A 22,796-nucleotide genomic window follows, 5' to 3' on the forward strand; every position below is an offset into this window, starting at 1 on the left:
CTACATATAGGCATCCTGCAATGCATCTACTTCCTTTGTATCAGCTCCCTCCACGACGCTTTTCCCATAAGGAAATGCAATCTTGTCCGTAAGCTCCAATCCGGAAACGATCTCAATCGCATAAGAATAGATGGTCTTGCCCGTCTGAATATATTGTTTTTTCAGCTTGCCGTCCGGTCCCTGCATAAACACATAGGATCTTCCGTCACTCTCCGTCCGCACAAAATATTTCTCCAAATAAATTCCATCTGAATTCGTACTGAGTGTTCCGGAAAGCTGAATTTCGGCTTCACCTTCTTCAATCCCTTCCACATCATCAATTTTGGCAAAAAACGGATAGTAGGACGCATTTGTATTTTCCGTTCCAAAGCTCATGCTGCCACCGTTTGGATCTGGATAATTTGAAATTTCCTTAATTTCTGCTGTAAAGCTGATGCCCGTATTTGTCATCATACCGGAAATCGTATCGCCCACATGAATCTTTTCAAGTGCCAACTCATTCATAGAGCCTTTCGCATACAGTCCTGTCTGGTTCGTTACCTTGACAAAATAGTCGTCATCTGACTCCCCGTCAACCGTACCAATGCCTACCACAGTTCCGTCCAGAGTACTCTTGACCACTTTGCCATCCAAAACTCTTTTCCTTGATTTCAAGTTCAGCTCAGTTTCTCTGATATCAAGCTTACACGTTTTAATCTCGTATTCCTTCTCCTCGATCATCTCTCTGAGCTCACTGGCCGTATACCCTTCATCGCCAAAATCATCAAATCCGCCCCAGTCATCGCCTGGGTCCGGATCCGGAATCTCCGGCTCTTCCCACAGACCATACTGCTGCAATGTCGCTACAAGCTCCGGATTCTGCTGCATGACAAGCAGCTTCTGCTCTTCTGTCAGCGTGTTATATTGTCTCGCTACTGCCTGAAGTGCCGTAAATTTGCTATCCTCCGTTGCATCCGGGTCCATTTTCTGGTAATTCTGGAACAAAATATATACATGGTACACTGCAAGCAGATCACCGATACTAGCCGGCGTCGCAGGCGTCATACCCCCCAGATTCTGGTCCGGATCTTCGCTTTCTTCCTCGCCATCCGCTTCGTCATCCTCACTGCTCGGCTCTGTCTCATAAAGGCTTCCATCCGTCTCTGCCTTCTGCGCCTGCTCTTCCTGCCATCTGGCCTCAAGCTCAAACCGCCACTCTTCACCCAGGACACGGTATACTCTGGTGGCCTCGTCAAGATCCACCCGCACAAGATCGCTTGGATTTAATTTATCAAACAGTGCCCTCGCATAGCGAATACTCAGCTCTTTGTAAGAATCCTTCAGCTGTTGCGCCTTATTCTCCTCCGGATATTTCTCATTCAGGTACTGTTCCACATTTTCCAGCATCTGAAACTTGCTCATATCAGCCTCGTCATACGGCGTATTTACAATATCAACGGGATTATAACACAGCCATTGCTGGTAAAATGCTACTGCAGTACCCAGCTCTGTCGCATAGTCCTTACCCTGAGCCGCCAGGGCCTCAGCCGCCCCCTCCTGCAATACATAGTCCGACATTGCCAGAAACGTATTGATTTTTACATCAATCTGATCAATATTGTCAATATAAATCGCTGTGACAGTGAGATTTACAGACGGCATAGCAAAAGTCGGCCCCGGCGTTGTCCAATCCGGCTGCTCCCAGCCCTGCAATTCATTCATACCGGGATCTGTTACTTCCCATCTCACAAAGGTTCGTGTCGGATCATCCTCTTTTGCTTTGAGAGAAACCACCAGACTTCCTTCTTCATATTCGAGAACCTCAGGCTCCGGCCCTTTTGCCGGATCATAAATGGTAAGCGTATAGCTGTCCTTTTCTTCCGGAACCTCTGCCCCGTATGTATTTTCCTCGAGAGCTTCCGTAACAAGTGTTTCGGTCTCGTCCAGAGCTTCTGTCTCCAGTATGTCAGTAATTCCGTCCTGGTTTTCCGTCCCCTGTTCTGTACTGATCTGCTCTGTACTTGTCTGCTCCGTATCTTTTTGCTCTGTATCTATTTGTTCCGCATCTGTCTGTTCTGTTTCAGACTCAGTACCATCTTCGGTTTGTACTTCCTGTCCTGCATTTTCCCCAGACTGTGCCTCATCCTGCGGCAGATTTGCTTCTCTTTCTTTCAGTTCCTGCCATACTGCCACATTCTGAACTGCCTTTTGCTGAGCAGTTGTCAGAAGATCATACGATTTCTGAATCTGACTCATGGATTCCAAAAATCCGGCTGTATCGGCGGGATCAATTCTTGAAGTCTCAAAAATCAGCATATCTACATATCTGATCTGATATTCATCCAACTTTTTGCTGATCGTCAGTAGCTTCTGATAATCTTCTTCCCCCAGCACCTTTCCGATCTGCTCCTTCAGAACATAAGTCCGAATCTCAACATCCCTGCCTTCTGCATCCTGCTCCTGCGTAATCTTCTCCTCCGCAAGATGCTTTCGGTAGTAAACAACTGCCTCTTCTACCGCACTTCCGACCTCCTCTGCCCGAAGCTCGTCTCCGTACGCCCGGAACAGCGCATCAATCGCCAGTACAAGGCGTTCATAACTGAGCACACTGTCTACGAGAGTCAGGTCTTCCGCATTCTCTCCAGAAGATCCAACCACTTCCATACCCTCAATTTTTAATCCACCGGAGCTGCCTTGACCGCCTGTCGTACCGCCAGGCAAAGCCCCGGGACCTTCTGTCTGTTCTCCCTGCGTACCTGGAACGTCTTGCTCTACACTATCCACAATCCCCTGCGCATCATCTTCCGGTATCACCTGGCTTTCGGCTCCCCCCGGACTGTCTGATACTGCGTTTTGTTCCGGCGTTGAAACGTCTCCAGATGTCTCCTCAAGCACTTCCTCCTCACCCGAAGATGCGGTCATGACCGGTCTCTGGCTTTCCAAAGATGCCGTTGCTCTGGTTCCTTTCAGCTTTTCCAAGTCCTTTTCAAGCTTTGTCAAAGTTAGTCCCTGCGTCTGGAGCGTCAGTTCCTCCATCTCATACTCCAGTTCCTGCAACGTCATATCATAAGAAAAAAGAGGTGTCCCCTCGGTAACCTCATCTCCTTCTTTTACAAAAATTTCAGCAATACTGTAATCTTCATTCAGCTGTACCGTCTGCGCCACCTGGGAAGTCACACTACCAAAGAAAGATTCTGAGCCTCCCCAATATCCCGTATTTACATTTGAAACAGGCACCACTTCCACTGGTGTCTTATTTCCCTGCATTGCATGATACGCTCCGTATCCGGCACCAGCTACCAGCGCTGCTGAAACCACAACGCTAATTATCGCCGTTCTAATCTTCATTGAGCCACCTCCCCTTTCTGTTCTGAGAGCTCGCCGTCGAATATCGTAACCACACGCTTCGCATGTCCTGCAATGCCGCTGTCATGTGTAATCATAATCACTGTTACCCCTTCATCGTTCAACTTCTGAAACAGCTCCATGACCTGCTTGCTGGACTTCGAATCCAAAGCTCCGGTCGGCTCATCTGCAAGTAGAATATCCGGCCGGTTTACCATTGCCCGTGCGATTGCCACTCTTTGCTTCTGTCCTCCGGACAGCTGTGACGGTGTAAAGCTCACACGCTCCTCCAGTCCGACACGAATCAGTGCCTCTCTTGCTTTCTCCCTGCGCACCTTTTTGCGGACTCCCGCGTAAATCAGCGGAAGCGCCACATTATCCAGCGCCGACATGCGCGGTAGAAGCTGAAAGTTCTGAAACACAAAACCGATACTGTTGAGTCTGACATCCGCCAGCAACTTATCGTTCAATTTGAGAATATTCTTCCCTGCCAGCTCATATTCACCGGAAGTCGGACGGTCAAGACAGCCGACAATATTCATCAGTGTCGATTTACCCGAACCGGAAGGCCCCATGATGGCAACATATTCCCCCTGCTCCACGTGCAAGCTGACATCTTTAAGCACAGGGACCGTCATTTTTCCCTGAATATAATCTTTATATATATGATCTAATTTCAGGATCACAAAAAAACCTCCCCGCCTTAATTTTCCTGCTCTGCATCTTCACTTGAATCATCATCTGCCTCTTCATCAAGATCCAACACATCTTCATCATTATCGCTATCTGCATCATAGGCATCCAGCATTTCTTCCCCTGAATCACTGTCCGCATCCAAATCAAAGACATCTGCTCCTGGATCAGAAAGCATTTCACCATCCATGTCATCCAGGCTCATGCCATCCATGTTCATTTCATCCATATCCATGCCGTTCAGACTCATATCTCCCATATCCATGTCCATGCCGTCCAGGCCCATATCTCCCATATCCATGTTCATACCACCCAGGCCCATACTCATATAATCGTTATAGATCACCGGGTCACCCTCTTGTATCGTATCCATCGGATATGCAATGTAATCCTCTGCGTCAAGACCATCTGTCACTTCGTATTTCATCAGCTCTTCATCGTATTCACCAAGTGTAATCTCATGTTTTTCGATCACATTTGCAGTATTTGCCATCCACACATAGGCCTTGTCATTTTCTTGTATGACATAGTAATCTTCCAGCCAAAGGCCTGTTTTTTCTTCTTCCTGACCAAGATCTGGTTCCAGATAAACATGCTGTCCGAGAATCAGGCCCTCTGAATGCTCCAGTTCCACATAAAACGCATAGCTCGAAGAACTAGATTCAGAGTTCATACCACTGTAATAAAAATTGTTGTTGTTTTCGTCCTCATCCGTGTTGTCAGTCTTGATCTCCGAAATTGTTCCGTTCCAGGTCAAAGAATCATCCACACGCGAATGTACGATGATCGGCATCCCTACATCAATCTGATTCATATTCTGTTCATTGATCCTGCCCTTAATACGGTAATCTCCCGCAGCAAGAATAGTTATGTATGCACTGTCTCCGCCCGAACCATAACCGTAGCCATAATTGTCCTGCCCGGAAGAATCTGATATTTTCTGGACAATACCGCCCATGTCTGCCGTCACCGTCGCACCTGCAATCGACTCACGCAGCTTCTCCATCTCAAGTTTTTTTGTCTTTATCTCATATTCTTTTGATTTGATCTCATTCTGGGTAGAGAGGATATTAGTGGTAGCCATAAGCTGATCGTCGGAATTTGTTGCGTTGGCTTTATCCTTTTCATACTGCTTGATCGCCTTCTGGGCAATCTCAATATCGCCTTCCGCTTTCTCAATGTCTATCTCTGCCTGCGCAATTTTGTCTTCATCCTCCTGCGTCTCATAGACAAACAGCCTCTGCCCCTCCTGTACCTCGTCCCCTTCTTTGACAAAGCACTCCTCTACCTTCCGGTCGCTTTCAAGCTTTACCTCCAGCGTAGCCTGCGGCTCTACTTTTCCGCCATAACGGTCAATCAGTCCGTTTCCGCTCCCAAAACCGGTTATATTTGATACCAGATCTACATATACAGCGTTCTCTGCGTCCGAAGAAACACGCTCCGCTTCCCCTTTATTCTCAAAAAAATAATGATAAACACCGTATCCACCCGCTCCTAATATGCCGAGGATCAATACGGTAACTACGAATTTCTTCATCAAAATACTCCCCTTCGAACAAAATAATTTACTTCACCACTATACCACAATTATCTTGAAATAAAAGACATTTTTTCTTAATAGTTCTTAAAGACACGGAATTTTCACAAATTCTCTCCCCCTGTAAACCTCCTTTGAATTCCTCTCAGTACAAGTTCTTTCATCTTGATTTTTCTGTCTATATGACGCATAAAACTCCGATTCGTCACAAATATATGAAAATTATTACAAATCATTCCCTGCGAATGCCTATAAAAACCGTACTTTCGTCAAACCATCCATGCGCAAATTCCTGATCTCTATTAAATGGACAGAAGCCGTTGCAAAATATTTTACAACGGCTCCTGCTTTCAAAAATTCTTTTTTATTTACCGCAAAACAGTACAATACGAAAGCGCTGCTTCAACGTTATTTACAGCAACGGATATTTATCTGTCAGAGACTTCACAAGTGCACGTGCACGCGTCTCACAATCAGCCTCATCCTTTAACATAATTGCAATCGCCTCAGCGATTGTGTCCATATCTGCTTCCACAAGGCCTCTTGTTGTAACCGCAGGTGTACCAAGGCGTACACCGCTTGTCACGAATGCCGACTGCGGATCGTTTGGAATCGTATTTTTATTACACGTGATATTCACACTGTCAAGGAGATGTTCCGTTTCCTTTCCGGTTTTGCCCACACTGGTAAGGTCAACCAGCATCAGGTGATTGTCGGTACCGCCTGATACGATGCGGATGCCTCTGTTCATCAAGCCGCTGCAAAGAGCTTTTGCATTCTTTGCAACCATCTCCTGATATTTTTTATATTCCGGCTGGAGCGCTTCTTTAAAGCAAATAGCCTTTGCTGCGATGACATGCATCAGAGGACCGCCCTGAATACCCGGGAAAATCGCCTTGTTAAAATTCGCTTCCTTTGCAAACTCAGCACTGGAAAGAATCAGACCGCCTCTCGGGCCACGCAATGTCTTATGTGTTGTCGTTGTCGTCACATGTGCATACGGAATCGGACTCGGATGCACACCTGCTGCTACAAGACCGGCAATATGCGCCATATCGACCATCAGATAAGCGCCAACCTCATCTGCAATTTCACGGAAACGCTTAAAATCAATCGTGCGGGCATACGCGCTTGCTCCTGCCACGATCAGCTTCGGGCGGCATTCCAGAGCAATTTCATGTACTTTATCGTAATCAATGTATCCATCATCATTTACACCGTACGGAACAATATTAAAATATGCACCGGAAAGATTTGCCGGGCTTCCGTGTGTCAGATGTCCGCCATGTGCAAGGTTCATTCCCATCACTGTATCGCCCGGCTTCAACAGGGCAAAAAATACTGCCATATTTGCCTGTGCACCGGAATGTGGCTGTACATTTGCATAGGTGCAATGAAACAGTTCCATAGCCCGGTTTCTGGCCAGGTCTTCCACAACATCCACACACTCACAACCGCCGTAATAGCGCTTCCCCGGGTACCCCTCTGCGTATTTATTAGTCAGCGGGCTTCCCATTGCAGCCATCACAGCCTTGGATACCCAGTTTTCAGATGCAATCAGTTCAATATGACTATTCTGACGCTCCTGTTCTGCAACGATCGCGTCAGCTATTTCACAGTCCACGCACCGAACCTCATCAAGTGAATACATCGTTTTTTCCTCCTGCTATTCTTTTGCTTATATTTTTCACCAAAAATAGCTTCCTACCGACTATCTTTGGCATATCTCAAACATCATACTTCGGTTCTTTTAAATTGTCAAGCGATTGTTCGTCTCATTTTTTCAAATGTCCGTGTCTCAAATACACTTTGCTGTCTCCATTGCTATTCGGTCCTTGCCGTATACTTTTCATCGCACAAATCCTTTACAACCTCTCCGGCAAGAATCAGTCCTGCCACTGCCGGCACAAACGCATTGCTCCCCGGTGTTTGCCGGCGGCCCTTCTTATCTGTCCTATCCGTCTGTGCTGCCTCACACGCAGAATTTTCTGCTCCACTTACAGCATTTGCGCCCTCTACCATAGGTATACGTGCCTTTTCACGGGAATATACAACCTTCAAATGCGAAATTCCCCGTTTTTTCAATTCTCTGCGCATAACTTTCGCAAGTGGACAGACCGATGTCTCATAAATATCCGCCACCTCAAACGCCAACGGATTCATCTTATTACCTGCGCCCATTGCGCTGATCACAGGAACCCCTGCTTCCTCACATCGTACAATAAGTTCCAGCTTTCCGGTTACTGTATCAATCGCGTCAACTACATAATCATACTCCTCAAAAGTAAACTGCCGCGCCGTCTCCGGAAGAAAAAAAGTCCGAAAGCAGCGGACTTCCGCCAAAGGATTCACATCCAGAATCCGTTCCCGTGCCACATCGACCTTGTACCGCCCAACCGTACTGTGCAGCGCAATAATCTGTCGATTAAGATTAGAAAGCGCCACCACGTCACTGTCAATCAGATCCAGTTTTCCGACACCACTTCTCGCCAAAGCCTCCACCACATAACCGCCGACGCCGCCGACGCCAAACACCGCCACACGTGCTTGTCTCAGCTTTTCCACATTCTCCTGCCCGAACAGCATCCGCGATCTGGAAACCTGTTCCTGCCACAAACTCCCGCAGTCTGCTTCTCCGTTCTGAATCTCAACACTCATTGCACACATCCCTCCAGACACCACTTTCGCATTCCTGCTATCTCAGGTACTCACACAAAAGCCGAAGCGTATTCTCCGCCCCTTTTCGGTGCGAACGTTCATAACCATGCGAAGCATACACGCCGGGCCCAATCAGACCATGCCGCACGTCAAAGCCAGCCTTAAGCGCTGCATCCGCATCAGAACCATAGTACGGATACACATCTACAGCAAAATCGACCTTTGCTTCCTTTGCCGCCCGAACCAAATTTGAGACTACCTGATAGTCATACGGTCCGACACTGTCCTTGGCACAGATTGATACCATCGTCTCATCACAGCCAAGACCATCACCCACACAGCCCATATCAACGGAAAGGATTTCCGATACCTCTGCCGGAATGCCAGCGCATCCCCCATGACCAACCTCTTCATATGAAGTAATCATCACATAAACCGCACGTTTCGGCGTAATCTTTTCCTCTTTCAGATACTTTGCATATCCAAGCAGAATCGCTGTGCTAAACTTATCATCCAGAAAACGACTTTTGATGAAGCCGCTTTCCGTTATCACCGTACGCGGGTCAAAGCACACAAAATCGCCTACCATAATTCCAAGCTTCTCTGTATCTTCTTTCGTCTTTACAAGCTCATCCAATACAGCTTCCATGGTGTCATAACTGCGCTTCGTATCGTCATAGCTGCCATTTACGTGCACAGAAGCATTCGCAAGCTGAAATGTCGCATCATAGCTTCTGCCGTCTCTTGTATAAACCTTACAATTTTCGGCCTCTGCATTATTAGAATTTAACCCGCCGATTTTGGTGAGCTTCAACCGTCCATTCTCCCGGATCTCAGACACCATCGCTCCCAGTGTATCCATATGTGCCGCCAGTAGTATGCCGTCTTCCCCGCCGCAAAGCTGTACCAGCACAGCGCCTTTTCTGGTCAGTGCCGGCTGATACCCCAACGCTTCCAGCTCCTTCTTCACAAAATCTGCCGCCCGGTACGTATAGCCGGTTGGGCTGGGAATAGCAAGCAGTTTCTGTGTCATTTCCATAATATAAGCCATGTATTGTTTCATTCCCGCGTTCTCCCTTTGCTCTGATTTTCTTTATTATTTATACATTTTCAATCTGCCAGTCAATCGGCGTAAGCCCGTTCTGTTCCAGAAATTTGTTTGTCCTTGAAAATGGCCTGCTCCCGAAAAATCCACGGTAAGCAGAAAGAGGGCTTGGATGCGGCGCTTCCAGAATAAAATGCTTTGGATTGTTCAGCATTGCCTTTTTCATCTGTGCCGGACGTCCCCAGAGAATAAACACAATCGGCCGGTCCTGTTCATTCAAAATCCGGATTGCTGCATCCGTAAATTCTTCCCATCCAATTCCATGATGTGAATTTGCCTGATGCGCGCGCACCGTCAGCACCGTATTCAGCATCAGAACGCCCTGTTTGGCCCATTTTGTCAGATATCCGTTGTTCGGAATTGTACAGCCACAGTCTTCATGCAGCTCCTGATAAATGTTCACAAGAGAAGGCGGAATCTCCACATCCGGCTTTACAGAAAAACAAAGCCCATGCGCCTGACCGTCTCCATGATACGGGTCCTGTCCAAGAATTACTACCTTTACCTCGCCAAGAGGCGTAAAAGCAAATGCGTTAAAAATATCATCCGCAGGCGGATAGATCACCCTTGTCCGATACTCCTCATTGATAGTTTTATACAACTTTGCATAATATGGTTTTCCGAATTCCGCTTTCAGCGGTACCAGCCAGTCATTTGAAATCGGCGGCATGTGAAATTCCTCCTTCTCTTTCGTAATTTTTCTCCTGAATGAATATGTTTTTCAAAGCAGGCGTACCGGAACCCCGCGCCCCCGCAAATATTGTTTCACCTCACAAATTTCCAGTTCTTTATAATGAAACAAAGAAGCTGCAAGCGCCGCGTCTGCCTGTCCCTCTGCCAGCGCATCATAAAAGTGTTCTTTCGTGCCTGCGCCGCCTGACGCAATAACCGGTACGGAAACATGCTCCGCGATCGTACGGGTCAGTTCCAGATCATATCCTGTTTTCATGCCATCACAGTCCATACTCGTAAGAAGAATTTCGCCGGCTCCCATCCGGTCTGCCTGCACCGCCCATTCAACTGCATCAATTCCCATATCCACGCGGCCGCCGTTTTTGTATACATTCCACCCGGAACCATCCGGACGCCGCTTTGCATCAATCGCCACAACCACACACTGACGGCCAAATTTTTCTGCTGCCTCCCGTATCAGCTGCGGATTCATAATGGCTGCCGTATTCACCGAAATCTTATCCGCACCCTCACGCAGCAATTGTCGGAAATCTTCTACTGTCCGTATTCCGCCGCCTACCGTAAATGGAATAAATACTTTTTTGGCTACCTCGCGGACCATATCAACCACTGTATTTCTTGCATCCGAAGAAGCTGTGATATCCAGAAATACCAGCTCATCAGCACCGGCTTTATCATAGGCTGCCGCAATTTCCACCGGATCGCCCGCATCCTTTAAATTCACAAAGTTGACGCCCTTCACGACACGCCCGTTATGTACGTCAAGACATGGAATGATTCGTTTTGTAAACATTCAGCTCTCCTCTCAAGAATAACCCATTCATATTATTTTCCTGTGTTTGCCGGGTTCCTATCGCTTCACAGCTCCACAAAATTTTTTAAAATTGCAAGCCCCGTCTCACTGCTTTTTTCCGGATGAAACTGACAGCCAAACAGATTGCCCTGCTCCACCGATGCATGAATATGCACAACATATTCCGTGGATGCTTTTACAATTTCCGGATCTTCCGCTTTCAAATAATAGGAATGCACAAAATATACGTACGATTCCTCCGGAAGCCCGGCAAACAAACGCCCCCTGCTGCCAGCAGACGGATACTGCAAAGAATTCCATCCCATATGCGGAACCTTCTGCTTACCAGTATCCGGAATCCTCACAATTTTCCCTTTACAAAGCCCCAGACCTTTTACCCCGGGCGATTCCTCACTCGATTCAAACAGAAGCTGAAGACCAAGACAGATGCCAAGAAACGGTGTTCCTTTTTGTACCGTTTCGCTGATCACCTCTGGCAGCCCATACTGATGCAGCTTTTCCATCGCATCGCCAAAAGCCCCGACACCAGGCAGTATCACCTTATCCGCTGCCAGTATTTCCTCCCGCTTCCTTGTAATCACAGGTTTTTCACCCAGATAAAATAGCGCTTTCTCCACACTTTTCAAATTGCCTGCGTCATAATCAATAATTGCAATCATTCTTTTCTCCTCAAAATGCCTGTATCATCCCGCAATTTCAAACGATCACAGGTAAATCGTTCACGCGTCAGCAGAACAAAATATTTCCTGTGATACGAAAAAGGAATCCTGTTAAAAAACAACAGCATTCCTTTTTAATTTAACATATTATGTTCTTCGATACAAGCCGTATACAAAATGTTCTGATTACATTACAAAAATCTGCTTATTGGAACTTTTTCTCCTAGTATCTTAACACAGCCGCCCGCCTACAGTTTCGAATATCCAAAGCTGTTTATAATTGCATCAATTTTCTGTTTTTTCTCACACATCGGACACCTCGAAGCCTCATACGTCTCATATCCCGGAATGTCCTGCCCTCCAAATATGTAATTGATCTCAATCCCCTGTACATGATCATTCGCGCTGAAAATCGCGGATACTCCTTCAACAATTCCGCCGTAATACTGTACACACTCAACTGCACGGGCTATGGTGCGCCCCGTTGTCGCGGAAGCCAGCAGCAGCAAGCAGTGCTTTCCCTGTATCATCATCTGCATATTGTCGCGGAATATCAGCTGTCCTCCGGGGTTTATCTCCGGGGTGACAATGTACATCGTCTGATGCTGGTTCAGGGACATAATCCCCGATGCTGTCAGAGCATCCGCCAGATACGCCCCGATCACCTCGCAGCCGTCCAGACAGATGATCGTATCAATAAAGACACTGTTTGAATATTTTCTAGCTAATACGGAAGCCGCGGCAGCAGCCTCGCTCTTTCTCGATTTCAGGATCGTCATATCCACATAATAATTGATATGAGAATGATTGGTTACAAAATGGCCGGGTATAACGCGGATAATCGCATTCTTGTTAACAGCCGAGTGAATCTTTGTCGCTCTCGTTTCCATAGATACACCTCCATTTTCTGAGACGCTGATGTCTCTTCCGTTATAAAGATATACCTATTATATAGAAGTACTACTCAAATATCAATAATTATTGACTATTTTTATATTTTTTAGTTTCTATTCAAGAAATCAATCGGATTTTCCCGAATATTAATACCTTGCACCGACAATTTCTCTGCTAATTGTGGAAATTTTTTATTAATTCTAATAAATTTTGATTTTTGATTAAAATATGCTGTCTTTTCAAAGGGAAAGCGAATCACCTGCGGATATTCAAAATCAACGCCCAGCTCCAAAATGCAAAGTCTGCGATTTAAGGTGCAGGAAAGCCATTTCATATATTTATTCCACTGTGGCAGATATCCCTCTTCCAAATAATCCGGATTTTTAATTGTGTGAAAACCAAGTCTTCGCCCACACTGCGGACACACCGCCAAAGCCTGCCAGCCATCCTCACATTCTTTCGCTCCCCCTTGCATCTGTGTCAGAATTTCATCCCGGATTTTGGCCGCTTCCACAATGTGCTCCGTGCACTGTAATTTGCGCATGCTTCCACACGGCGCAACAACCAGATCTGCTTCAAATCCCGCCCGGTAAATCAAATCATCCGTATTCAACGTGACCACAAAATATGGCTTTGCCCCGATCAGTTCGCGCAGTCTGCGATAGGCGCGCAGCACCTCATGTTCCTCAGGAAGTTCCTCATAAAACCTGCTTTTCTCACAGTCCGCTAAAAACGGTTCTCTCAATACCGTTGTCTGCTCCCGGACAGGCATACATTCTGTTCCGACTCCGATCAGAAACATCTCTGCATGCTCAATGGCCTCAAATACCTGCTGTACCGTTTCTTTCCCGTCTACCATCATACCGCTATCCTCCGTTCTTTCTGCGCTTATTTTACTTAATCTGAAAACGCCTGTCAACACATCGTATCTGCAAAACTGTTTGCCACTTCTTCTGATCTGTGCTAAACTGATTTTATCAAATATAATCCGGTATTTGCGTGACAACAGGCAGCAGAAATCTGCCTTTTGCAAAACAGGACCGGTTTAGAGAGGAGTATATACAAATGAGTGAAAATTTTGATGATCTCGATCAGAAGAAGCAGGCAACCGATTATGACGACGACTTTGAAGAACGCCGCCGTCTACGGCGGCAAAAACGAAAGCAGCAGGTTATGATTCAGCGGATTGTGGTTCTTTGTACTCTGGTACTGGTTGTCGGCGTCGCTGTCTTTATCAGTTCACAGACGCTTTTCAAAAGCAGCACTTCGCCAAAGAACGCAGCTTCCTCCACAGGAACCTCCGGACAGCAGGCATCCATGCAACAGCAAACAGAGCCTCCTGTCCAGACTGAGACCTCCGCGCCCGTCGAGCCGGTTACGGAAGCATCCGTTTCGGCAGCGCCGTCTTCTTCAGACAGCTCTACTTTAGAACAGGCAAAGCTTCTTGCCATGGGATATGATTATGATGGAGCAATCGAACTTTTAAAGGCGGTTCCGAATTACGAGTCAAACACTGAAATCACGGCCGCCATCAGCGATTTCGAGACGCAAAAAGCATCCTGCGTGGCTGTGGACGTTAATACAGTTCCCCACATTTTCTATCATTCCCTTGTAAATGACCCGGGTCGCGCATTTAATGTCTCTGTCCTCGGTCAGGGAACGGTTGACGGTATGAATGCCTGGATGACTACAATCGAAGAATTTGACAAAATCACACAGACCATGTATGACAACGGCTACGTGTTTGTGCGTCTGCGCGATCTGGTTGTAGAATCCACTGACGCAAATGGGAATGTCACCTTCAGTCCCAATACAAGCCTGATGCTGCCTCCTGGCAAAAAGCCGATTGTCCTTTCTGTAGATGACCTGAGTTACTATCATTCGTATGAGCTGGCCGGATTCCCGGACAAGCTTGTTCTGGATGAGAACGGTGAAGTAAAATGTCATTATGTCACAGCAGACGGCACGGAACAGATTGGTGATTTTGATGTGGTACCACGCCTCAACACATTTTTAAAAGAACATCCGGACGGCGCATACAAAGGAGCGCGCGGTATGATCGCACTCACCGGCTACAACGGTGTCTTCGGTTATCGTACAGATTCTGATTACGAAACCCGGGACAATCTGCTGGAAGACCAGAGCAAATGGCTTTCCGAGCACCCGGACTTTGACCGTTCTGTCGAAATTGCTGAAGCTACAAAAATTGCCGAGGCCATCAAGGAGAGCGGATGGGAATTTGCCAGCCATACCTGGGGCCATTTAAGTGTAACAAATAAAACCGTCGAACAGCTGCAAACTGACAATGAAAAATGGGTAAACAACGTTCGCAACATTGTAGGCCCGGTAGATACGATCATTTTTGCCCACGGAAATGACATCGGTGACTGGCAGGATTACAGCCCCGAAAATGAAAAGTATCAGTATTTCAAAAGTGCCGGCTACAATTACTTCTGCAACGTAGACAGCTCGCAGCCTTACTGGGTACAAATCCGCAGTAACTATGTCCGTCAGGGACGTATTAACCTCGACGGCTATCTGCTGTACAAATCCAGCCAGGGCGGAACTACGGTTCTTGACAACATGTTTGCGGCTTCACAAGTCTTCGATACAAGACGCCCAACCCCTGTTGTTGCAAACGGAGAATCTTAAATAAAACACGCAGCATCTCCTCCCTTTGCTGCATCAAGCCGCCGCACACTTTTCCGGAATTTTCCGGGACTGTGTTGCGGCGGTTTTTTCTGTCTCTGTATAAAATTTACCAGTTTCGGGTATACTTTTCCCGAATGAACTTACAGGAGGCAGATTTTCGATCTGTACAAAAGCTCCCTGTACTGAAAACGGAGGGCAAACCCATGCCGGAAAAATTAATTGCTTACACAGAAATACGTGAAAACCGCGACACAATGAGCCGCCTGCTTCCAATTCAGGAAAGCTTTGACCTGATTCAGCGCGATATACAAATCGGTGGACGCGATACTTCGCTCTATTTTCTGGACGGAATGTTAAAAGATGACTCCATGCAAAAAATCATGGACTCACTGCTAAAGATAAAAGAAGAAGACATGCCGGAAGATGCCACTGCCTTTTCCAAGCAGCTCATCCCCTATACAGAAGTAGATATTTACAATGATTTCGATCAACTGACACGCGCGGTGCTCTCCGGCATCCTCGTACTTTTTATTGACGGCTACGCGGCAGGCATCACAATTGACTGCCGGACATACCCGGTCCGCAGCGTCGAAGAACCAGAAAAAGACAAATCCCTGCGCGGCTCCAAGGATGGTTTTGTCGAAACAGTCGTCTTTGATACCGCGCTCATCCGCCGACGCATCCGCGACCCCAACCTGGTCATGGAAATGCTGGAAGTAGGCACTTCGTCCCGTTCTGACGTCGTGCTCTGTTATATGAAAAATCTCGTAAACCATGATCTGCTGAACAACGTGCGTCAAAAGATTGAGGCCATTGACGTACCTGATCTGTGTATGAATCAGCAAAGCCTCGCACAGGCTCTGATCGGCTCACGCTGGTACAATCCGTTTCCCAAATTCAAGTTTTCAGAACGTCCGGATACCGCGGCAGCCTGTATCATGGAAGGAAAAGTTGCCATCCTGGTTGACAACTCTCCCGCCGCCATGATTCTGCCAACCTCAATCCTTGATATGATTGAAGAGGCAAACGATTACTATTTTCCGGCCTGGACTGCCCTGTATCTGAAGATGACAAGGATCATGATCCTTTTACTGACTGTCTTTTTGACGCCGGTATTTTTACTTCTGATGCTGAACCCGGAGTGGATTCCGCCTGCTTTTGAATTTGTAGCAGTCAAAGACATCGTAAATATCCCACTGGTTTATCAGCTTCTGATCCTGGAACTCGCGATTGACGGTCTGCGGCTCGCATCCTTAAATACGCCGAGTATGCTGAGTACACCTTTAAGTGTATTTGCCGGACTTGTGCTCGGAGAATTTTCTGTAAAATCCGGCTGGTTCAATTCAGAGGTCATGCTGTATATGGCATTCGTTGCAATTGCCAACTACACACAGCCCAACTTCGAACTTGGCTATGCAGTCAAATTCATGCGAATTATCCTTCTGATTCTGACTGCCGCGTTTAACTGGATTGGATTTCTGGCAGGCTGCATTCTTCTGCTCGTACTGCTGTGTACCAACAAAACGCTGTCAGGCAGAAACTATCTGAATGTAAAATTAAACTAACCAAAAACAGCGCCGCCTGCCAAAAAATAACGAAAAATTTCCCTGCATATCAATGATACAACTACTGCTTTGCCGCGCGGGTTTCTTCAAATGTTTTCATATCCGCTGCACACTTTTTCAGCATCTCCCGGATCGGCAGATGATATGGACAGCGCGTCTCACATAGACCGCAGTCCACACATGCATCTGCCTTTACCGGAAGTGTCTGATAACGGCTGTAGCCCCATTCGCCCAGATCATATCGCTGTAAGTAACCTGCGAACAGAAAAACGTTTGCAATACTGATTCCCTTTGTACACGGCTGGCAATAATTGCAGCGTCTGCAAAAATTCGTTCCAAGCTGTCCACGTATCGCTTCGATTTTCTGCTTTTCTTCCTCTGTTAACGGACTCTCGTTGAGCACTGCCGCCAGATTCTCTTCCGCTTCTTTCACACTGTACATACCCGGAATCACAACCGTCACATCCGGATTCGCGCAGATGTAACGCAGCGCCAAAGTTGCATCCTCAATCGCGCCTCCCGCAAGCGGCTTCATATCAATAAAACCGATGTTTCTCTCTGTACATTTTGCCATAAGCGCTTCGCCCTGCGATTCCACAATATTATAAGGAAACATAATTGTCTCCACCCAGTCCAGCTCCAAAGCCCGCTCAAATACTGCAAGAGAATGTGCTGTAATGCCAAGATGCCCGATCTTTCCTGCTGCCTTTGCTTCCTGAAGGGCTTCCAGAGCGCCGCCGGGCGCCAGCACAGTCTCCAGATCTGCCTCGCTCGGATTGTGTACCTGATACAGGTCAATACAATCCGTGCGGAAATTCTGCAAACTGATCTGAATGTCCTTTTCCATTGCCTCTTTTGTTCTCGCCATACTTTTTGTCGCAAGAACAAACCGATCGCGCATCCCCTCCAGAGCCTCTCCAAGCAGCTCCTCGCTGACCGTATAGCCTCTGGCACTGTCAATGTAATTCACACCCTGTTCTATCAGAGCCTGCAACAGCGCTTTTACCTCCTGCGCATTGCTTTTCTGGATTGGGATTCCGCCCAAACCGACTTTTGAGATCTTTAAGCCTGTTTTTCCTAATGTTACGTACTTCATAATACCCTCCTTTTTCTTTCTATTTTTTCACAATTTTTCTATTTCCTCTTCTTATTTCATTCTCTATTCATGCATTTATTTCTTTTGATCCAGTTTGATTCCCGCAAGAGCCGCCGCAAAAGCATGATTGACTGGCTGCTCCGCCTCTTTTTTCTGCTTTTTCATATAGGCTGCCACATCCCGCTTGGTCACGCCTGCCCCTTCCTTTTGCCTGCGCTCCTTAAACTTCTCCAGGCGTTCCCGATAACCGCAGGCACAGAAGAAGGTCGCGTGCTCACCGCTTCCGGACATCTCCATTTTCTTATGACAAACCGGGCAGCGGGCGTTTGAAATCCTGGAAATTGTTTCCCGGTAACCGCAGTTTCTGTCCTGACAGACGAGAAGCTTTGCGTTTTTCCCATTCACAGCCAGCAAACGTTTCCCGCAGTCGGGGCATTTTTTATTTGTCATATTTTCATGACGGTATGTGCCTTCCTGCGTCTTAATTTCCTGCAAAAGTTCCCTCGTATATCCTCGGATCTCTTCCATAAACCGATCCCGCCGAATCTCTCCAGAGGCAATGCGCGCCAGCTTCATTTCCCAGTCTGCCGTCAGCTCCGGCTTCTTCAGCTCTTCCGGAACCAGCTCCAAAAGCTGCCGGCCTTTCGCTGTCAGATAAATCTCCTGTCCGCGTTTTTCCATCAAAAAGCTGCCGAACAGCTTGTCAATAATATCAGCCCGGGTCGCAACCGTTCCAAGCCCCCCGGTCTGCGTCAGTGTCCTTGCCCTGCTGCGGTCACTGCTTTCCATATACCGTACGGGATTCTCCATCGCGGATAAAAGAGTGGCCTCCCGGAATCGCTCAGGCGGTTTCGTTTTTCCCTCTCTGCAAAAAACAGAACGAACTGAAAGCTTCTGTCCCTGTGAAACAGCCGGAAGTATCTGCTCCTGTAAATCCTCCTCTGAGTCTTCCTCTTCCCCTGCAAGTTCCCCGTATGCATCCTTCCATCCGGGCACCAGAATTGTCTTTCCTTTTGCTACCAGCTCAGGCGCTCCATCGTTTCTTGCACTGTTTTTACTCTTTGTTTCCGGAAGCCTCCCGGCGCCTGATTTCCCGGCACACTGCGCTGTCAGCACGGTTTCCTCATATTCAAACGGAGGATATAAAACAGCCAGGAACCGCCGCACTACCAGATCGTATACACGCCGTTCATCCACCGTCATATGCGAAAGTTCCGGCACTTCCTCGGTCGGAATAATTGCATGATGATCTGAAACCTTTTCATTGTTCACAAACGGAAATGCTCCTGCAAATTTCTTGCCGCGCAGCTTCCCTGCAAGTATTTTGTAAGGACCAACGCCGCACGATGCAACACGCTCTGCGAGCGTTGGCACAAGGTCTGAGGTCAGATATCTCGAATCTGTACGCGGATACGTCAGAACTTTGTGGTTCTCATACAGCCTCTGCATGATATTCAGCGTTTCCTTCGCGGAATATCCAAACCGTTTATTACAGTCTCTTTGCAGCTCCGTCAGATCATATAGAAGCGGTGCATACGTTTTTTTCTTTTTCTTTTCTGCTTTTGTAATCGTCAGTACGCCGTTCTGCAAAGATCGCTTTACCTCTTCTGCCCGTTCCTTTGAAAACGTACGGAAACTTCCGGAACCGCTGTCCCTCCACTGAAAACGGATATTCTGGCAATCTGCGGTCAGCGTATAGTAAATCTGCGGTTGAAACTTCCGTATCTCTTCTTCCCGTTTTGCAATCATCGCCAGCGTCGGCGTCTGTACCCGGCCGCAGGACAGCTGTGCATTGTATTTACATGTCAGCGCTCTCGTCGCATTAATACCAACCAGCCAGTCTGCCTCTGCCCGTGACACGGCTGCACGGAAAAGATTTTCATACTCTTTGGCGTCCTTCAGCTTCGCAAACCCTTCCCGGATCGCCTTATCCGTCACAGAAGAAATCCACAGCCGTCGGCACGGTTTGCGGCAGCCCGCTTTCTGTAAAATCCACCGTGCCACAAGCTCGCCCTCCCGGCCCGCATCCGTCGCTATAACCACATCCCGCACGTCACCGCGGCCAAGCAATGTCTGTACCTTTCGATACTGCTTCGAAGTCTTTCCAATCACCACGGTCTGAAGCTTTTCCGGCATAATCGGCAGCTCCTCAAGCTTCCACTCTTTGTATTTCTTATCATATCCCTCAGGGTCCTGAAGCTCGATCAGATGTCCAAGTCCCCATGTTACGACGTACGTACGTCCTTCCAGATATCCGTCATTTTTCTGCGGGCACCCGAGCACCCGCGCAATATCCCGCCCTACCGAGGGCTTTTCTGCCAATACCAGTGTTTTCATAAGCAATCCCCGTCAAAACTGAAAATAGATAAACTGACTTGCATCAAATCCCGGGCCATACACACCGAAAATCAAAATCCCAAAAATTGCAACATAATATATGAGCCAGCGCAGCCATATCCCCTGTGCGCACAGCCACTCGATAATACTGATTTTGCAATATTTGCAGATATCCGCCACAAGCAGAATCAACAGTGACACAACAAGCAGATTTCTTGTTTCCGGCGTCAAACCCATGGCCTTCAGATTGTCGCCCCACGTAAACCAGTGAATGCTGCCAAATCCGAGGATTGATTTCAGGATCGAAATGCCCTCCCGAAATGAAGCCCGGAAGAAAATCCAGCTGACATCCACAAGGCCGAATGTGATCAGCATCTGCAAGAATCTGTGGCTGAACGCTGTCTTGTCCACGTTCAGTACCTTCATCACTTTTTCCCGTAGCGGACGCAGCCAATCTCCGACGATCTGGTATGCGCCGTTCATTGCGCCCCAGACAACGAAATGCCAGCTTGCCCCATGCCACAGACCACTAGCAAGGAACACTACCATCAGATTAAACCATTTCCGTACCCTGCCCCTGCGGTTTCCTCCGAGTGGAACATACAGATAATCCCGGAACCACGTGGAAAGAGAAATATGCCACCTTCTCCAGAAATCGGCAACCGACACAGCGAAATACGGTGTATTAAAGTTTTCCATCAGACGGAAGCCCATCACTTTTGCCGCCCCGATTGCAATGTTGGAGTAGCTGCCAAAGTCACAGTAAATCTGAAATGCAAAGAAGATCGTGGCAATCATAAGCTGAAAACCTGTCCGCTCTGTATACGTATTGTACACACTGTCAACCACAACAGCAAGATACTCGGCCAGGACAACTTTCTGGAAATAGCCGTACAGCATCAGCAACAGACCGCTGCGGACACGCTCGAATTCAAATTTATGCTTTTCATTGATCTGAATCAGCAGATTTTTTGACCGTTCAATCGGCCCTGCAACAAGCTGCGGAAAAAACGATACAAACAGCGCGTATTTCAAGAAATTACGTTCCGCGTAAATATCCTTGCGGTAAACATCTACCGTATAGCTGAGCGCCTGAAACGTATAAAACGAAATTCCGACCGGAAGAATCACGTCAAAAGCCGGAACCCGCGCCTCAATCCCCGCCATAGAAAGAATGCGAACCACAGAATCTGCTGCAAAATCAAAATACTTAAAGAAAAACAGAATCGCCAGATTGCTCACAAAGGAAAGCGCTACGTACAGCTTTTTCCTGCGGATTCGCTGTTTTTCATCGGTCACTTTATCCGCGGAATCAATCAAAAGCCCCGACGCATACGTAATCACCGTAGAAGTCAGCATGAGCAGCGCATACTGCGGGTTCCAGCACATATAGAAAAAGTAGCTGCACGCAAGCAGGAACAGATATCTCACACGGTACGGTATCACATAATAACACAGACAGACCGCCGGAAAAAACAAAAGAAATTCCAGGGAATTAAACAACATAATCTACATCCTCCATCTATTTAGCCACACTGATCTCAGTGCACATTTCTGCACTTCCAGATTCAGCACATTTACTCCTGCTCATTTTTCTTTGCATACATCGCATTAATCCTGCTCTGGAACGCTTCATAGTCTTCCTGCCAGGACTGATATGCTTCGTCCCCGCGGTGATCTGGCAGAGCATAGTGTTCTGTAATATACTTTCCCAGGCTCCTTGTTATTTTCATAGCGCCATTCGTATTTAAATGCGCATAATCCCGAAAATCTGTGGCAAAATCAATTCCGGCTTCCTTTGTTTTCTGAAAATAGAGATACGGAATGCCCTGCTGTTCCAGGTATGATTCCAGCGTTTCATTGATCTGCTGCTTTTTCAGGTATCCTTTCAAATCGTCCTCATACCCGTACGGCGCCGTGAACAAAACAAGCTGTATCTCATTTTCTTCACAAAGTGCTATGACTTTTTCCAGGTATTCATACACGACGTCCGGAATTTCCCTGCCATCTTCCGGCAGCTCCGGCTCCTCCATCGGATAGACTTCAAAATCAAAGATGGAACCCTTCAGATAGTTGTCAGAATGAAAATCTGTATTTTTCAGATCATTCCATCTGCCATGATATTTTAAAAACGGAAGATAATAAGACAACCATTCCTTCTTCGAATGTCCACTTAACAAATCCTGTATCGCCTCATGCTTTACTCTGCCAAGCCGGATACCATCAATCGCAAGGCGCAGCGCGGCCTCATCGGTATATTTTTTTGCAGAAAAGAAATAGTATGATTCCAGAAACAGTACTTTTGGCTTCTGGTATTTTAATGCTTCCTGTAAAAGATAGTAAGTCGTTGCCGCAGTCTGTCGCTGACTGCACAGAACATATGAGGTCAGCCCAAACTCGTTCCAGAGTGTATTCGGCTGAAAGGCAGAGTAACCGTGGCTGCTTCCCATGCAGAGAACATCCAGCGTATTCTCCTCGATATCGTAAAAGGAGTGCACCATGTCTGCTGCACCGCCTCCTTTTCTGCGTAATACTTCGGAAATATTAAAAAACAGCGTAACTATTCAGCACCCCGTTTAGTGCATATTGATTTTTGGTCAAAACAGAGAAAATAAAATTTCTGTTTTACCATTACTTTATCACGAAAAGTGGATAACTTTTCAATATAACTGCCAAGTGCTTTTGGCCTGTGGATTATGGCATCATCAATCCTTGATCACAGCCTAATAATGGACTATTTGTCAATTTTATCCGAGAGTTATCGGCAGT

Annotated in this window: 17 protein-coding genes; 2 read left to right on the plus strand and 15 right to left on the minus strand. The window is 47.1% G+C overall.

What is annotated here, in order from left to right; all coding sequences use genetic code 11:
* The 11 genes from AC6I2O_RS01635 to AC6I2O_RS01685 form a co-directional block, all read right to left on the minus strand.
* A complete protein-coding gene (locus AC6I2O_RS01635) occupies nt 1–3,327 on the minus strand; it encodes an efflux RND transporter periplasmic adaptor subunit (protein ID WP_497741602.1) in 3,327 nt (1,108 codons plus the stop codon).
* The gene (locus AC6I2O_RS01640; RefSeq protein WP_120393540.1) at nt 3,324–4,010 is read right to left on the minus strand and encodes an ABC transporter ATP-binding protein; all 687 of its coding nucleotides are present in this window, start codon (nt 4,008–4,010) and stop codon (nt 3,324–3,326) included. Before AC6I2O_RS01640 ends, AC6I2O_RS01635 begins: the two co-directional genes overlap by 4 nt.
* Nucleotides 4,011–4,027: 17 nt before the next feature.
* Nucleotides 4,028–5,554, minus strand: a complete 1,527-nt coding sequence (locus AC6I2O_RS01645) for an efflux RND transporter periplasmic adaptor subunit (protein WP_497741603.1) — start codon at nt 5,552–5,554, stop codon at nt 4,028–4,030.
* Between the two features lie 412 nt (nt 5,555–5,966).
* Nucleotides 5,967–7,205 carry a serine hydroxymethyltransferase gene (glyA, locus tag AC6I2O_RS01650; protein ID WP_120393542.1) on the minus strand — a complete coding sequence of 413 codons (1,239 nt, stop codon included), beginning with the start codon at nt 7,203–7,205 and terminating at the stop codon, nt 5,967–5,969.
* A 173-nt stretch (nt 7,206–7,378) separates the two neighbouring features.
* Nucleotides 7,379–8,212, minus strand: coding sequence for a tRNA threonylcarbamoyladenosine dehydratase (locus AC6I2O_RS01655; RefSeq protein WP_497741604.1), 834 nt, complete (start codon nt 8,210–8,212; stop codon nt 7,379–7,381).
* 37 nt (nt 8,213–8,249) lie between these two features.
* Nucleotides 8,250–9,275 carry a M42 family metallopeptidase gene (locus AC6I2O_RS01660; RefSeq protein WP_497741605.1) on the minus strand — a complete coding sequence of 342 codons (1,026 nt, stop codon included), beginning with the start codon at nt 9,273–9,275 and terminating at the stop codon, nt 8,250–8,252.
* A gap of 37 nt (nt 9,276–9,312) precedes the next feature.
* Complete coding sequence (locus AC6I2O_RS01665) at nt 9,313–9,987, minus strand: uracil-DNA glycosylase (RefSeq protein WP_120393545.1); 675 nt, start codon at nt 9,985–9,987, stop codon at nt 9,313–9,315.
* 51 nt (nt 9,988–10,038) lie between these two features.
* Nucleotides 10,039–10,803, minus strand: a complete 765-nt coding sequence (hisF, locus tag AC6I2O_RS01670) for an imidazole glycerol phosphate synthase subunit HisF (protein WP_120393546.1) — start codon at nt 10,801–10,803, stop codon at nt 10,039–10,041.
* Between the two features lie 65 nt (nt 10,804–10,868).
* A complete protein-coding gene (gene hisH, locus AC6I2O_RS01675) occupies nt 10,869–11,483 on the minus strand; it encodes an imidazole glycerol phosphate synthase subunit HisH (protein ID WP_120393547.1) in 615 nt (204 codons plus the stop codon).
* A 248-nt stretch (nt 11,484–11,731) separates the two neighbouring features.
* Nucleotides 11,732–12,373: a type I phosphoribosyltransferase gene (locus AC6I2O_RS01680; protein WP_120393548.1), complete on the minus strand. Its 642-nt coding sequence runs from the start codon at nt 12,371–12,373 to the stop codon at nt 11,732–11,734.
* Between the two features lie 110 nt (nt 12,374–12,483).
* Entirely contained in the window at nt 12,484–13,239 is a 756-nt protein-coding gene (locus AC6I2O_RS01685; protein ID WP_497741606.1) for an SIR2 family NAD-dependent protein deacylase, read from the minus strand.
* Nucleotides 13,240–13,442: 203 nt separating this feature from the next.
* Here AC6I2O_RS01685 and AC6I2O_RS01690 point away from each other — a divergent pair, with 203 nt between their 5' ends.
* Nucleotides 13,443–15,029 (plus strand): polysaccharide deacetylase family protein, encoded by a 1,587-nt coding sequence (locus tag AC6I2O_RS01690; RefSeq protein WP_497741607.1) that lies wholly within the window; start codon nt 13,443–13,445, stop codon nt 15,027–15,029.
* A gap of 203 nt (nt 15,030–15,232) precedes the next feature.
* A complete protein-coding gene (locus tag AC6I2O_RS01695; RefSeq protein WP_497741608.1) occupies nt 15,233–16,594 on the plus strand; it encodes a spore germination protein in 1,362 nt (453 codons plus the stop codon).
* Nucleotides 16,595–16,655: 61 nt separating this feature from the next.
* Here AC6I2O_RS01695 and AC6I2O_RS01700 read toward each other — a convergent pair whose 3' ends face one another.
* The 4 genes from AC6I2O_RS01700 to AC6I2O_RS01715 form a co-directional block, all read right to left on the minus strand.
* Nucleotides 16,656–17,690 carry an aldo/keto reductase gene (locus AC6I2O_RS01700; protein WP_120393552.1) on the minus strand — a complete coding sequence of 345 codons (1,035 nt, stop codon included), beginning with the start codon at nt 17,688–17,690 and terminating at the stop codon, nt 16,656–16,658.
* Nucleotides 17,691–17,765: 75 nt separating this feature from the next.
* The gene (locus AC6I2O_RS01705) at nt 17,766–20,027 is read right to left on the minus strand and encodes a DNA topoisomerase III (RefSeq protein WP_497741609.1); all 2,262 of its coding nucleotides are present in this window, start codon (nt 20,025–20,027) and stop codon (nt 17,766–17,768) included.
* Between the two features lie 12 nt (nt 20,028–20,039).
* Nucleotides 20,040–21,533 (minus strand): MBOAT family O-acyltransferase, encoded by a 1,494-nt coding sequence (locus tag AC6I2O_RS01710; RefSeq protein WP_120393554.1) that lies wholly within the window; start codon nt 21,531–21,533, stop codon nt 20,040–20,042.
* A 71-nt stretch (nt 21,534–21,604) separates the two neighbouring features.
* Complete coding sequence (locus tag AC6I2O_RS01715; RefSeq protein WP_497741610.1) at nt 21,605–22,528, minus strand: SGNH/GDSL hydrolase family protein; 924 nt, start codon at nt 22,526–22,528, stop codon at nt 21,605–21,607.
* Nucleotides 22,529–22,796 lie beyond the last annotated feature (268 nt).

The organism is Blautia sp. St.27G3 (assembly GCF_059728505.1).